General features: G+C 73.9%; 10 protein-coding genes. 7 read left to right on the forward strand and 3 right to left on the reverse strand.

The features are described from left to right. Nucleotides 1-9 precede the first annotated feature (9 nt). Both ACQEVB_RS07990 and ACQEVB_RS07995 read left to right on the forward strand, forming a co-directional pair. On the forward strand, nucleotides 10-831 hold the full coding sequence (locus ACQEVB_RS07990) for a DUF6597 domain-containing transcriptional factor (protein ID WP_432966971.1): 822 nt from the start codon (nucleotides 10-12) through the stop codon (nucleotides 829-831). A gap of 64 nt (nucleotides 832-895) precedes the next feature. After that, entirely contained in the window at nucleotides 896-1,510 is a 615-nt protein-coding gene (locus tag ACQEVB_RS07995) for a dihydrofolate reductase family protein (protein WP_432966973.1), read from the forward strand. A 2-nt stretch (nucleotides 1,511-1,512) separates the two neighbouring features. Here ACQEVB_RS07995 and ACQEVB_RS08000 read toward each other — a convergent pair whose 3' ends face one another. After that, the gene (locus tag ACQEVB_RS08000) at nucleotides 1,513-3,468 is read right to left on the reverse strand and encodes a DUF6541 family protein (protein ID WP_432966975.1); all 1,956 of its coding nucleotides are present in this window, start codon (nucleotides 3,466-3,468) and stop codon (nucleotides 1,513-1,515) included. Between the two features lie 223 nt (nucleotides 3,469-3,691). Here ACQEVB_RS08000 and ACQEVB_RS08005 point away from each other — a divergent pair, with 223 nt between their 5' ends. From ACQEVB_RS08005 to ACQEVB_RS08025, 5 genes are all read left to right on the forward strand, one after another. After that, on the forward strand, nucleotides 3,692-5,356 hold the full coding sequence (locus tag ACQEVB_RS08005) for a hypothetical protein (protein WP_432966977.1): 1,665 nt from the start codon (nucleotides 3,692-3,694) through the stop codon (nucleotides 5,354-5,356). An 83-nt stretch (nucleotides 5,357-5,439) separates the two neighbouring features. Then, nucleotides 5,440-7,659, forward strand: a complete 2,220-nt coding sequence (locus ACQEVB_RS08010; protein ID WP_432966979.1) for a hypothetical protein — start codon at nucleotides 5,440-5,442, stop codon at nucleotides 7,657-7,659. 18 nt (nucleotides 7,660-7,677) lie between these two features. Continuing rightward, a complete protein-coding gene (locus ACQEVB_RS08015; protein ID WP_432966981.1) occupies nucleotides 7,678-8,334 on the forward strand; it encodes a nitroreductase family protein in 657 nt (218 codons plus the stop codon). 226 nt (nucleotides 8,335-8,560) lie between these two features. After that, on the forward strand, nucleotides 8,561-10,000 hold the full coding sequence (locus ACQEVB_RS08020; RefSeq protein ID WP_432966983.1) for an acyltransferase family protein: 1,440 nt from the start codon (nucleotides 8,561-8,563) through the stop codon (nucleotides 9,998-10,000). Nucleotides 10,001-10,065: 65 nt separating this feature from the next. Next, nucleotides 10,066-10,971 (forward strand): hypothetical protein, encoded by a 906-nt coding sequence (locus ACQEVB_RS08025; protein ID WP_432966985.1) that lies wholly within the window; start codon nucleotides 10,066-10,068, stop codon nucleotides 10,969-10,971. Between the two features lie 79 nt (nucleotides 10,972-11,050). Here ACQEVB_RS08025 and ACQEVB_RS08030 read toward each other — a convergent pair whose 3' ends face one another. Beyond that, nucleotides 11,051-11,806 (reverse strand): decaprenylphospho-beta-D-erythro-pentofuranosid-2-ulose 2-reductase, encoded by a 756-nt coding sequence (locus ACQEVB_RS08030; RefSeq protein ID WP_432966987.1) that lies wholly within the window; start codon nucleotides 11,804-11,806, stop codon nucleotides 11,051-11,053. Next, nucleotides 11,803-13,173, reverse strand: coding sequence for an FAD-binding protein (locus tag ACQEVB_RS08035; RefSeq protein ID WP_432966989.1), 1,371 nt, complete (start codon nucleotides 13,171-13,173; stop codon nucleotides 11,803-11,805). Before ACQEVB_RS08035 ends, ACQEVB_RS08030 begins: the two co-directional genes overlap by 4 nt. Between the last annotated feature and the right edge of the window lies 1 nt (nucleotide 13,174).

The raw sequence follows: 13,174 nt of genomic DNA on the forward strand, positions 1-13,174 counted from the left end.
CTGGGTGGCATGGACTACGTCGGTCGGGTGCCTGCGCCGCCGCTCGACCGGTACGTCGACGACATCTACTGCCTGACGGGCGTGCCGGCGCAGCGCCGGATGAGCGTGCCGCCGATGCCGTCGGCGCACCTGTTCCTCAACCTGGACGGGCAGGTCGGCCTGGACGACTCCGACCCGGCGGTCCCGTCGGCGGTGCTCACCGACGGCTGGTTCATGGGCATGTGGACGAGGCGGTTCCTGGTCGAGTACCCGGCGCGCATCCGGCTCGTGGGTGTGCACTTCAAGCCGTGGGGGTTGGCCCCGTTCGTCGACGTGCCGGCGTCCGAGCTGCGCGACCGCTGGGTGCCGGTCGACGCCGTCTGGCGGCGGTCGCTGGACCGGATCCGCAACCAGATCGGTGCGCTCACCGCCGCCGCCGACGCCCTGCTCGCGGTGGAAGCGGAGCTGCGATCGCGGCTGGCCCTGCCGCGTGGCCTGGACCTGGTCCGCCACGTCGGGGAGCGACTGGCCGGCGCACACGGCGCGGTCCCGGTCGGGACGCTGACCGGGTCGGCCGGGGTGAGCCACACGCACTTGGCCAGGCAGTTCCGGTCACACGTCGGGATCACCCCGAAGCGGGTGGCGCGGATCTACCGGTTCTCGCGCCTGATCCTCTCCGTGGACGCGGTGGGGCCGGTCGACTGGTCGGCGCTCGCCCAGACCGCCGGCTACTTCGACCAGGCGCACCTGAGCAAGGAGTTCAAGGACTTCACCGGCCGCACCCCGGCGCAGTACCTGGCGCTGCGGCGGCGGTTCCCCGGGCAGGCCTTCCCGCCGATCCCCGCTGATTGATTTCCTACAAGCCGGGCCTCCCCGCAGGGCGCCATGATCGGGCGAGCAGAGGTGAGGAGGCGCTGTGGGCACGGTGATCATGCACGACGTGGTGTCGGTGGACGGGTTCATCGCGGACGCGGAGGACGACGTCGGCCCGTTGCACGAGTGGTACTTCAGCGGCGACACGCCGCTGCGCGAGGTCGACGACGACCAGTACGACCACTCCGGCACTGGGAGCGGCTTCCGGGTGTCGGCGGCGTCCGCGGAGGTCGTGCGGCCGATGTGGGACTCGATCGGCGTGATCGTCATGGGCCGGCACTTCTTCGACCTGATGAACGGGTGGGAGGGACGCCAGCCCGCAGGTGACCACGTGGTCGTGGTCTCGCACCGGCCGAAGCCCGAGGGCTGGCACCCCGAGGCGTCGTTCCACTTCGTCGACGACGTGCACGCGGCGATCGCGAAGGCGCAGGAGCTGGCCGGGGACCGGACGATCGCGGTGAACGCCGGCGAGGTCGGCGGCCAGGTACTCGCGGCCGGGCTCGTCGACGAGGTCGCGATGGACGTGGTGCCCGTGGTGTTCGGCTCCGGCAAGCGCTACTTCGGCAGCATCGACGGGCAGCACCTGCTGGAGGACCCGCACGTGGTCGTGCAGGGCGAGCGGGTGCTGCACCTGCGGTTCAAGGTGCGCCGCCCGTAGCGTCAGCTGCGGCCGGGGGCGGGGGCCGGGCCGACGCGGTAGATCGTCGCCTCGGCGCTGGTGTAGACGCGTTCCAGCGAGCGCACCCTGTCCAGGTTCAGCATCCCGTCCGGCGGGCCGTCCGCGGGCGGGATCAGGCCGGTGCCGACGAACACGTACTGGACGTCGAGCTTCTCCACCGCGCGCCGCACGTCCGGGTTGGTGTCGAGCTGGTTGAACGAGGTGAAGAGCAGCCGCCGATCGGGGTCCATCACCGGCAGCTCCAGGAGCTTGATCACCGGGGTGGCGAACACCGGGTGCACGCCGGCGACGGCCCACATCATCGACGAGCCGTCGTACGGGTCGTTCATGACGAGCGAGCCGGGTGGCGCGAGCCCGGCCAGCACCTTGACGGCCTGCTCCTCGTCACGGGACAGCGACGGCCCGTCGGTGAAGCCTTCCGCCATCCGCGACGCGTTGCGGACGTGGTAGAAGCCGCTGGTCAGAAACGTGACGGCGGCCAGCACGAGGGTGAGCGCGACGGCCGAGACGGCGAGCCGGGCCCGCTCCTCGCGCGGGGTGAAGCGCTGCAGCACGGCCATCAGGCCGTCCCGCAGCGTGACGACGCCGCCGGCGGCCAGCACGATCGCGCCGAGCGTCCAGATCGCGGCGAAGCGCCAGCGGTCGTTCCACCAGGGGCGCGTCAGGACGGCGACGATTGTGCCCTCGTAGCTCGCGGTGAGCACGAACAACGCGGCGAACACCGCGGCCACGCCGAGGAACCACAGCACCGGCCGCAGCCGGCGCACCCCGACGAGCCCCGCCAGCATCAGCGCGACGAGCCACCACTGCGGGAACTCCTGGGCGTGGGAGAGGAACAGCAGCTCGCCGAGCACCTGCGCCGGTCGGGCGTTGGCCGGCCAGTCGTAGGCCGGCCCGGCGGCGGCGGCGACCGACGCGGCCAGCAGCGGCGCACCCAGCACCGCCGCGGAGAGCACCGTGACGCCGGCGGCGCGCAGGTCGGTCATCCGGGGCCGGCGGCGCACCCAGCGGTCCAGCACCAGCGCCGCGGCGAGCAGCACCGCGGTGACGGCACCGCTGGGGTGCAGCGCGAGCAGGCCGATGCCGCCGATGCCGAGCAGCACGGGCACGGCGACCGGTGCGCCGGTGCCGTCCAGCGCGGTCGCGGCCGCGGCCAGGAACGCCGGCAGCAGCGCCACCGCGACGATGAACGGCAGCAGCGTGCCCCACGGCAGCAGGTCGTACGGGAACGCCGTGAACGCGGCGGACAGCATCGCCGCGGCCGCGGCCAGCGCCGGCCGTCCGCCGAGCCGCCGCACCATCCCCGCCATGCCCAGCGCGAGCAGGCCCGGCGCGAGCGCAGTGCTCGCGTCCAGCACCGTCGGCACGTCGGCGCCGGTCAGGAGCACGACGGTGGCGGCGAGCGCGTGGTAGGCGTTCGGGTAGTAGAAGCCGGCCTCGGGCCGGGAGCTGACCGTCGCCAGCGCGGAGGGGTCGGACCGGCCGGTCTCGGCGATGAACCGCGTGGCGTTGGCGTGGAACATCGCGTCCCAGATCTGGGGCACTGCGGTGAACCCGCGGGTCGCGCCCCACGCCACCGCGATCCCGACGACCGACGCCACCAGCACCCCGATCGCGACGCCGACGTGGTGCAGCGGCGTCCACGCGGGCAGCTCGGCCCGCTCGCCTGCCGGACGCCGGCGGCGCGCCACCACCCGCAGCAGGAGCGCGACCGCCGCCGCGAGCGCGGTCAGCACCCCGAACGACGTGGGCGACCAGCGGATCCCCAGCATCGGCAGCACCGGCGCGGCCGCCCCGACCAGCCCGTAGGTCAGCAGCGGCGCGAGCGCGGCGAGCAGCCAGCCGCGCAGCCCCGCGGCGGCGGCGAGTGCCAGGCCGGGGACCAGTGTGAGCGCCGCGTACACCAGCAGCACGGGATCACCGAGCGCCTCCGGCATCGGCGATCCCCCTCCTTGCAGCCGCCTGAGCGGCGCCAATGTATCGCCGCACCTCGGGTCGGCCGGCACGCGACCCGCAGATACGCTCACGCCTCGTGATTGGCCTGCAACCGACCCGTGTCCGCGCGTGACAGATACCGTGGCTTCTCCGCCAGACGTGGCCCCTGCCGAGCTGTCCGAAACGCCCCGAGCCGCTCGCCGGGCGCGTCCGGCCTGGCCGGATGTGCGTCGCTGGCGGCCCACCCGGGCATGGATCCTGCGCACCGCGCTCGCCCTCTTCGGCGTGCTCGTGCCGGCGGCCCTGTTCGTCTGGCACGCCGGCCAGTACGGCAGCTGGGAGATCGACGACGCCGGCATCACGTTCGCCTACGCGCGCTCGGTCGCCAACGGGCTCGGGCCGGTGCTGCAGCCGGGCCAGCCGCCCGTGGAGGGCTTCTCCGACCCGGCGTGGCTGGCGCTGCTCGTCGTCGGGCACTGGCTGGGCCTGTTCGATCACGGCACGTGGTTCGGCGTGCCCGACTACGTGGCCTATCCGAAGACGCTCGCGACGCTGCTCGTCACCGGGACCCTCGTCGCGTTCCACGCGGCCGCGTCGGCGGTGTCGCGCCGTCCCGCGCTGGTCACGCTGCTCGGCGGCTGCATCCTCGCGGCGATCCCCTCGTTCGTGATCTGGTGCGTCTCCGGGTTGGAGAACTCGCTGCTGGTGTTCGCCGTGGTCACGGCGGCGGCCGTGATGGTGCGGGCGCAGGCGCGCGGGGCGTTGAACACCTGGCTGCCCGCCGTGCTGTGCGGCCTGCTCGCCGCGCTGGCCGCGCTGACCCGGCCGGAGGGCCTGATCTACGCCGGCGCCTACCCCCTCGCGGTGCTGCTGGTCGGCCGCGGGCGGATCCTGCCGACGATCGGCGCGCTCGTCGCGTCGCTGGTGGCCTTCGCCGTGCCGTCGGGGGCCTACCTGCTCTGGCGCATCACCACGTTCGGCGAGCTGCTGCCCACCACCGCCGTCGCGAAGTCGCAGGGCCTCCCCACGGCGGAGAGTTTCGCCAAGGTCACCCAGCTCGTCGGGTACGCGGGCTGGCTGGGTGTGCTCGTCGGGGTGGTGCTGGTCGGAGTGGCGCTGGCCGGGCCCGCCCGGAACGGCCTGGTCGTGCTGCTCGTGCCGCTGGCGCTGGCGCTGGCCGCGTTCGGCATCCTCGTGCCGGACTGGATGGAGCAGTACCGCTTCGCCGCCCCGGTCTGGGCGCTCGGTGCGCTCGTCGTGGCGCTGTCCGCGGTCGAGGTGGTCGGCGGGCTGCGCTGGCGCGGCCGCATCGTCGTCGGGGTGATGGGCGCGGTCGCGATCGTGCTGTCCGCGACCGGCTGGGACGGCGCCATGCGCGAGTTCCGCGCCAAGCCGACGGCCCCGATGTGCCTGATCGTCGTCAACTCGGCGCACGAGTTCAACGCGTACCTGCAGGCGCTGGGGCGCACCTCGGGCACCCTGTTCGCGCCGGAACTGGGCGGCACCGCGCTCGTCGGCACCTCGATCGTCACCGACGGCGGCGGCCTCGCCGAGCCCGTCATGGCCCGGTTCTGGCGGGCGAAGGACACCGCCGGCATCCGCGACTACATCCTGGAACAGGTGCGGCCCACGTTCCTGAAGGCGCACGGCGAGTTCCGCCCGTTCATGGGCTTCGACGGCGATCCGCGCTTCCAGGCCGACTACGTCGAGATCGCCCCGACGCCGAACAACGGCGCCAACTGGGTGCGGCGCGACGCGCTGACCGACCCCGGGGCCCTCGACCGACTGCGTGCCGCGGCCGCCGTCGCGCTCGCGGCCGACGCCGCGCAGCGCGCCACCCCGCTGGCCTCGTGCGGGGACACGCTCACGCCCGGCGCCACCGGTTCCTGATCAGGTGGATACCCTGCAGGTCCAGGTGGGAGCCGGGCAGGGGGCCATGAGATGACGGGTGCGGTCCGCCCCGGGTGCCGTTGATGCGGCCCGGCGCGCCGGCCGGGCCCGGAGGTCCCGTCGACCCGCGGGCACGTCCTGGCCCACCCGGCCCGAACGGCCGGCCCCCGGCACCTCCGCGGCGGCCGCCCGCGGACGGTCCGCGGCCCGGCCCGCCGCGCCCGGACGGGCCAGGTCGGCGGCCGCCGGCCCCGCCCCCGCCCTCGCCCCGTCCGGCGCCTCCCCGGCCGGCCCCCGAGCCGAGCAAGCCCGAACCGGAGTCGCCCGAGCCGCCGCCCGCGCGGGAACGGCGCATCCAGTGGCTGGAGCTCCCGACCACCGACCAGCACACGATCCGCGGCCTGGTCTGCGGCGCGGTGGCGTTCGCGCTGGTGCTGGCGGTGCGGCTGGCCGGGCTCGCTGACGGGCCGGTCGGCCTCGCGCTGGCGGGGGTGCTGCTCCTGCTCGTCCCGAGCTCGCGGGAGCTCTCCCGCCGCGTCCTCCACACGGGCGCGATCGTCGCCGGCTGGTTGCCGGTGCTGTGGTGGATCGACCTGCCGGTTGGTGCGGTCGGGCGGGCCACGCTGCTGCTGGCCCTGCTCGCGGGCGGGTTGGCGGCCTGGGTCGCGTGCGGCCCGCAGCCGCTCGCCCGGGCCAGAGCCCTGGTGCCCCGGATCCGGGCGGCCGATGTCGCGCTGCCCGTCGTGGCAGCCGGCGCTGTGCTGCTCCACCAGCCGTTCCTCTCCACGAAGACGCCGGTGCAGTCCCTGGCTCTGCTGATGACGGGCTGGGACAACAGCGCGCACTACAGCATGTACTCGATGCTGCGCACCTACGGCGTCACCGTGGACGGGTTGACGGCGCCGCCGCCGTCGGGTGGCGTCTGGCAGTTCACCAGCTACCCCGAGGGGTTCCACGCGCTCGTCGCGACCGTGGCGGAGCTGCTGGTCGGCCCGACCCGGCGCGACGTCGGCACCGAGCTCCTGCTCTACGGCCGCGGCACCGCGCTGGTGGTGCTGGGTGCGGTGCTCGTCGTGGTGGCCGGGCTGTGCGCCCTGCCGGCCGCGCGCCGCCGGCCGGCGCTGGCCGTCCCCGGCGCGGTGCTGGTGGCGACGGCGTTCCTGGTGGGTCCGGGCGCCGAGGCGGTGAACGGGGGGTTCTCGAACTTCCTGCTGGCCTGCGCGCTGACGGTGGTCGTCGCGCTCGTGGTGCTGCCCATGCCGCGGGTGTTCCTCCCGGTGCCGCTGGGCGCCGCGGCCGGGGCCCTGCTCGGCGTGGCCTCCGGATGGGTGCTGCTGCTCGCCGTCGCGGCGCCCGCCGCGCTGGCGCTGCTGGTGCCGATGCGCCGGCCGCGTTGGCGGGGGGACCGGGTCCAGGTCATCGCCTCGCTGACGGTCGTCGTCGTCATGCTGGAGTGCATGGGCCGCACGGCGGCGGTGCTGATGCGGGTCACCGCCACCGACCCGCTCCTCATCGTCGGCGGCATCGTCGCGCCCAACCTGGGCCTCGTGGCGGCCGCGACGGTCGGCGCCCTGGGCGCGTGCGTCTGGGCCGCGCGCCGCGGTCCGCGCCTGCTCGCGCTGGCCGTCGCGCCGTTCGTCGGTGGTGGGGTCGCGGTGGCGCTGGCCGTCGCGCAGCTGAACGCCAGCGGCGTGGTGACCTACTACGGCTACAAGTTCATGACCGGCCTGCTGCTCGCCGCGCTCGGCATCGCGGCCGCCGCGCTGCTGCACGCGCTGTCGCCACCGCCGTGGGACGGGCTCGCGGCGCGGGTGCGCGCGGCCGCCGGCGGCCTCGCGCTGGCGGTCGCCGCGACGCAGGTCTTCGGCCTGACCTGGGTGTTGCCGACGCTGCCGGGCGAGCTGCGCATCGGCGCCCCGGGCGTGGTGGACCAGCGCGCCCAGCAGGCGATGATCGACGCCCCGCCGTCGATGACGGAGCTGGCCGTGCGCGCCGCCGACGTGCAGGCCGAGGCCGGGACCCGGCTGGTCTTCTACCTCGACGCGCCGGCCGACGGTCACATCGACCCGCTGCTGGCCGCGCAGTGGTACTTCGCCCTCACCGACACGTGGACGATGCAGGGCAACGCGCTCGCCACCCGCTACCGGCTTTCCGACGGGTCGCCCGACGATGTCGCCAAGACGGTGCGCGGCCTGTTCACCGGCCGTCCGGACGTGCTCGTCGCCACCCCGGCCGTGACCGCCGTGCAGCTGCGGTTCCTGCTCGAACCCGAGCTCGCGAACCGGGTGATCGAACTGGGGTGAGAGGGCATGATCGGGGGCATGACCCTCCCGCTGACCCCGGACGAGCTGCTCACCACCACGCGTTCGGTCCGCAAGCGCCTCGACCTCGATCGCCCCGTGCCACTGGAGCTGGTGGAGGAGTGCATCACCATCTCGCTGCAGGCTCCCACCGGCGGCAACTCGCAGGGCTGGCAGTGGGTCGTCGTCACCGACCCGGACCTGCGCGCCCGTGTCGGTGAATACTACGCGAAGTCGTACGCGGCCTACCGCGAGGCGCGCGCGTCGCGGCCGCACCTGCAGGGCGCCAGCGAGGAGCGGCTGGCCACCCAGGACCGGGTCTCCAGCTCGGCCGACTACCTGGCCGAGGTGATGGGCCGCGTGCCCGTGCTCGTCATCGCGTGCCTGACGGTGGGTCCCGAGCTTCCGCCCGGCAACCAGGCCGGCATGTGGGGTTCGCTGCTCCCGGCGGCGTGGAGCTACCAGCTCGCGGCGCGCGCCCGTGGCCTCGGCACCGCGTGGACGACCCTGCACCTGGCCTACGAGAAGGAGGTCGCGCAGCTGCTCGGCATCCCGCCGGAGGTGCGGCAGGGCGTGCTGCTGCCCACGGCCTACTACACGGGCGAGACGTTCCAGCCCGCGCCGCGCGAGCCGGTCTCCACGGTGCTGCACCACGACCGCTGGGGTAGCCGTCCCTGACCCCGGGCGTCTCCGCTACGGGTGACATCCGTGTAATTCGAGTGGTCTCCCGCGCGGGTCGGATCGCGTCCCGTGACCGGGCCACCCGATCCGGTGGCGCCCGATCCGGCGGTGCCGCCACCTGGACGGCCCAGCCCGTCGTCGACGGTCGGTGACCGACCTCGGCATCCCGGTACGAAGCCGGGCCGGCCCACAACGTGGCTCGGCGCAAGCTCGTTCGCCGCATGTGACGATCCGCAACCCCCGCAGCACGGCCGCAGGCGACGCCTCGGGCGCCGGCGAGCTGCGCGGACTCACGGGGCTGCGGATCGTCGCTGCGGCGTGGGTGGTGCTGTTCCACTTCCACTTCACGCCGTTGCCAGGGCTCGCCGAGGTGATCGGTGTGCTGGGGCCGCTGATCACCTCGGGCGCCTTGGGCGTCGACCTGTTCTTCGTGCTCTCCGGGTTCGTCATCGCGCACACGTACCTCGACCGGCTCGGCCCCAGCCTGCAGCTCGGTCCCACGGCCCGGTTCGTGTGGGCGCGCGCCTGCCGCATCTGGCCCGCGTACGTGCTGGTGTTCAACCTGTTCGGCATCTGGCTGGTCGCCCGGCTCGTGTTCGGCCACGACGGCGACATCGCCTTCCAGGCCGTCCAGCCCGAGGTGAACCTCGGCCAGTGGGTCGCGCAGATGTTCATGGTGCAGCTGTGGGACCAGCCGATGTTCGACGGCGCATCCTGGGTCGGGCCGACCTGGTCGATCAGCGCCGAGTGGCTCGCCTACCTGCTGTTCCCCGTCGCGGCGCTGGTGTTCTTCCGCCTCCGCAGGCTGCCGGCGCCCGTGCTGATGCTGGGCGCGCTCGCTCTGATGGCCCCGATGACGTGGGCCTACCTCAGGACGGGCAACCCGTACTTCGAGTGGAGCTGGCTCGTCCGGATCCTGTGCGGGTTCGGCGCCGGCGTGCTGACGAACCTCGCCGTGCGCAGGCTGCGCGGCGGCTCCGCGATCAACCGGCGCGCCTCCGTCGCCGCGGCACTGCTGCCGGTGCTGATCGTCGGCGGCCTCTTCGTCGGCGACGAGTACGGCGAGGGCCGCGGCGGTGCCGTCATGGCGCTGTTCCCGCTGCTCGTCGGGGCGCTGGCGCTGGCCGACCGGGGACCCGCCGTGCTGCTGTCGTCCCGCCCCGCGGTGTACGGCGGGTACCTGTCGTACGCGCTCTACCTCGTGCACATCCCGATGTTCGAGGTGTACTGGCTGGCGCAGCGATACGTGCCGTGGCTCGCCGGCGACTCGCTCGCCGCCGACCTCGTCGCGGCCGGCGTCGTGCTCGCCACGCTGCCCGTCGCCGCGGCGATCTACCGGCTGGTGGAGGAGCCGTCGCGGCGGCAGCTGCGCCGGCTGGCCCGGCCCGAACGGCCCGTCGTCGTCCTCCCCGAGGCGCGCCGGCCCGTCCCGTCCGTCGTGGTGCCCCCCGTCGTCGTCCCTGCTCAGGGGCACGATCCGGTCGCCGCTGTGACGGCCCGCCGCGCGGCCTCCCGCCACGCGGCGAGCCCGCACCGGCAGTCCACCCTCGCCGCAGCGCTGGTCAAGGCCCAGCGCCGGCGTCCCGCCCACCGCGCCCAGCTCGCTGAAGACCTGGACCGGGCCGCGTTCATCCGCGACCGGTACCTCGAAGCCGGCGAGTAGGCGCGCGCGAAGTCCTTCCCCGGGTGGTGCGTCCCCCCGCCCACCACCCGGGGAAGGCTGTACCGGTGGACATCCGCAGATTGCTGCGCGCCGTCGGGCTCGCCGGGACCGATCGGCCCTACTTCACGCAGGCCGACTGGCTGTGGGACCCCATCCCCGCGGACCCCGTGCTGGACCCGGACAGCGCCGCCGTCGGCGCAGCGCTCGGCACCGGCGTGCACGTCGCGAACCTCGACGAGTTCGCCACCACGCTGCGCACCGTCGCGACGGGCAGTGACGTCCCGCGGCACGACGTCGACTTCGAGTACGCGGGCGAGTGGGGCGACGACCCGTTCGGTGCCGAGCGGGCGCCGATCCCGGCGGGGACGCCGCTGCCGCCCGGCAGCGACAAGCACCTGGCCGTCCTCGACGAGCGCACGGGCATGACGTTCAACCTGTGGATGGCCGAGCCCACCAGGCACGGCTGGAAGGCCGGCTGGGGTGCGCTCGCACCGGTCGACGGCGACGGCCGGGAGACGATGGGCGGCTCGTCGACCGGATCGGGGCTGGCCCGCTTCGGCGCGGTCGTCCGGGCCACCGAGATCGCCGACGGGGAGATCCCGCACGCGCTGTTCTTCTCCACCGACATGGCGGCCCGGACCGAGCTGCGCTATCCCGCGGTGAAGACCGACGGCTGCAACATGAGCGGCTCCCCGGTGACGATCCCGGAGGGGGCGCGGGTGCAGCTCGACCCGTCGATCGACCTGGCCGCCATCCCCGGCGTCACCTCGTTCGAGCTGACGGTGGGGCGGGCGCTGCAGCGCTACGGGGCGTACTGCGGCGACAACGGCGGCGCCCGCATGGCGTTCATCTTCGAGTACGTGCCGGGGATGGAGCCGTACGAGCGGGCGGGCGCGGACGGCGACTACTACGCCATGCCGCACCTGCCGTGGGACAGGCTGCGGGTGCTGCGCCGATTCGACGGAAGCTGAGCGCCGACGTCACACACCGAGTGCGGACGTCGCACACGTTCCAGCATGTGTGAGGACCGCACTCCGTGTGTGACGTGGCCTAGATCGGGAGCCTGCGGAAGATCGGGCGGGGCACGTGGCGGAGCGCGCTCATGATCCACCGCGCCGGGCCGGGCGCCCAGACCAGCTCCTTGCGCGTGCGCACCGCGTCCACCACGACCGCGGCCACGGCCTCCGGCGTGGTGGCCATCGGGACCGGCTTGACGCCCTCGGTCATCTTCGACTTCACGAACCACGGCCGCACGACGGCGACGTGCACGCCGAACGGGCGCAGCGCCTCGGTCAGCCCCGAGTAGAACGCGTCGAAGCCGGCCTTGGTGGAGCCGTAGACGAAGTTGGAGCGGCGCGCCCGCTCACCGGCCACGGACGACAGCGCGACCAGCGAACCGTGGCCCTGCTGCTTGAACCGCTCGGCCAGCGCCACGCCGATCGACACGGGCGCGGTGTAGTTGACCTGCGCCAGCTCGACCGCCTTGGCGATCTGCGTCCACGCCTGCTCGTTGTCGCCGAGCAGCCCGAACGCGACGACGGCCACGTCGATGTCGCCGCCGGCGAACGCCTTCGCGACGACGTCGGCGTGCGTGTCGAGGGCGAGGGCGTCGAACGGCAGCGTCTCCACGGCGCAACCGCGCGCCTCCAGCTGCGCCTTGGCCGCATCGAGCCGCTCGGACGGGCGGGCGGCCAGCACCACGCGCAGCGGGCGGTCGGAGGCGAACGCCTCCACGACCGCCAGCCCGATCTCCGACGTGCCACCGAGCACCAGGATGCTCTGCGGGTTGCCAACGGCATCGATCACGAGTTCAGCTCCAGCCTGCGTGCCAAGTCGGACGTGAAGACCCCGTGCGGGTCGGCGGCGGCGCGGGTCTTGCGCCACTCCTCGAACCGCGGGTAGCCGGCGCGGATCGTCTCCGCGCTGGCCCGCGACTCCTTCGCCAGGTAGAGCCGGCCGCCGGCGGCGAGCACCAGCTCGTCCAGCTCGTTGCAGAACGCGTTCAGGCCGCGGGCGGCCGCCGGGAAGTCGACGGTGATCGTCCAACCCGGGATCGGGAAGGAGAGCGGCGCCGGCCCGGCCTCGCCGAACCGCTTGAACACGTTCAGCCCCGACGTGTACGGGGAGTGCGCGATCTTCTCGACGATCCGCCGGATCGTCGGCTCCTCGCCCATCGGCACGACGAACTGGTACTGCAGGAAGCCGTGCGAGCCGTAGACGCGGTTCCACTCGCCGACGGCGTCGAGCAGGTGGTAGAAGGCCGTGATGTTCTCGACGTGCCCGTGCCGGCGCTTCGGGGCCTTGCGGTACCAGAGCTCGCTGAACGCGCGCAGCGTGACGCGGTTGGCCAGCCCGTTCGGGAAGACGTCCGGCACGGTGAGCAGCTGCGGCGCGTCGAACTTCAGCGGGTCGCTGCGCAGGTTCGGCGGCAGCTGGTCGAGCGTGGCCAGCGAGCCGCGGGTGAGCACCGCGCGGCCCAGGTGCTTGCCCGTCGTCGTGGTGTCGAACCAGGCCGCCGAGTAGCCGTAGGAGTCGTCGGAGCCGTCGGTGAGCAGCTCCAGCAGCCCGTCGAGGTCGTCGGTGCGGTCGGTGTCGACCACGAAGTACGCCGACTCCGTGGAGTGCAGCTTCACGGCGGCGCGCGTGATCACACCGGTCAGGCCCATGCCGCCGACGGTCGCCCAGAACAGCGGCGCCTCCGGGCCCTCCGGGGTGAGGGTGCGCACCTGGCCGTCCGCCGTGACCAGCTCCAACGACTGCACGTGCCGGGAGAACGTGCCCTTGGTGTGGTGGTTCTTGCCGTGCACGTCGGCAGCGATCGCGCCGCCGATCGTGACCTGCCGGGTCCCCGGGAGCACCGGCACCCACAGCCCGTGCGGCAACGCCTCCCGCATCAGCGTGTCGAGGCTGACGCCGGCGTCGAGGTCGACGACGCCGGACGCCGGGTCGATCGAGTGGATCCGCGCCAGCTGCGTCATGTCCAGGACGGTGCCGCCGGCGTTCTGCGCCGGATCGCCGTACGAGCGGCCGAGGCCGCGGGCGATGATGCCGCGCGGGCCGGCCGCCGTCACCGTCGCGACGACGTCCTCGACGGACCTCGGCGTGGTGACCGTGGCGAGCGTGGGTGCGGTGCGGCCCCAGCCGCGCAGCGGGACTGGTTCTGAGGAAGCCATC

This window comes from Pseudonocardia sp. CA-107938 (assembly GCF_050936315.1).
Lineage (GTDB): Bacteria > Actinomycetota > Actinomycetes > Mycobacteriales > Pseudonocardiaceae > Pseudonocardia.

Excerpts from the sequence above, each read along its gene's own strand:
- ACQEVB_RS07990 (WP_432966971.1), top strand. The coding sequence starts at position 10 with ATGGACTACGTCGGTCGGGTGCCTGCGCCGCCGCTCGACCGGTACGTC.
- ACQEVB_RS08000 (WP_432966975.1), bottom strand. The coding sequence starts at position 3,468 with ATGCCGGAGGCGCTCGGTGATCCCGTGCTGCTGGTGTACGCGGCGCTC.
- ACQEVB_RS08010 (WP_432966979.1), top strand. The coding sequence starts at position 5,440 with ATGCGGCCCGGCGCGCCGGCCGGGCCCGGAGGTCCCGTCGACCCGCGG.
- ACQEVB_RS08015 (WP_432966981.1), top strand. The coding sequence starts at position 7,678 with ATGACCCTCCCGCTGACCCCGGACGAGCTGCTCACCACCACGCGTTCG.
- ACQEVB_RS08035 (WP_432966989.1), bottom strand. The coding sequence starts at position 13,173 with ATGGCTTCCTCAGAACCAGTCCCGCTGCGCGGCTGGGGCCGCACCGCA.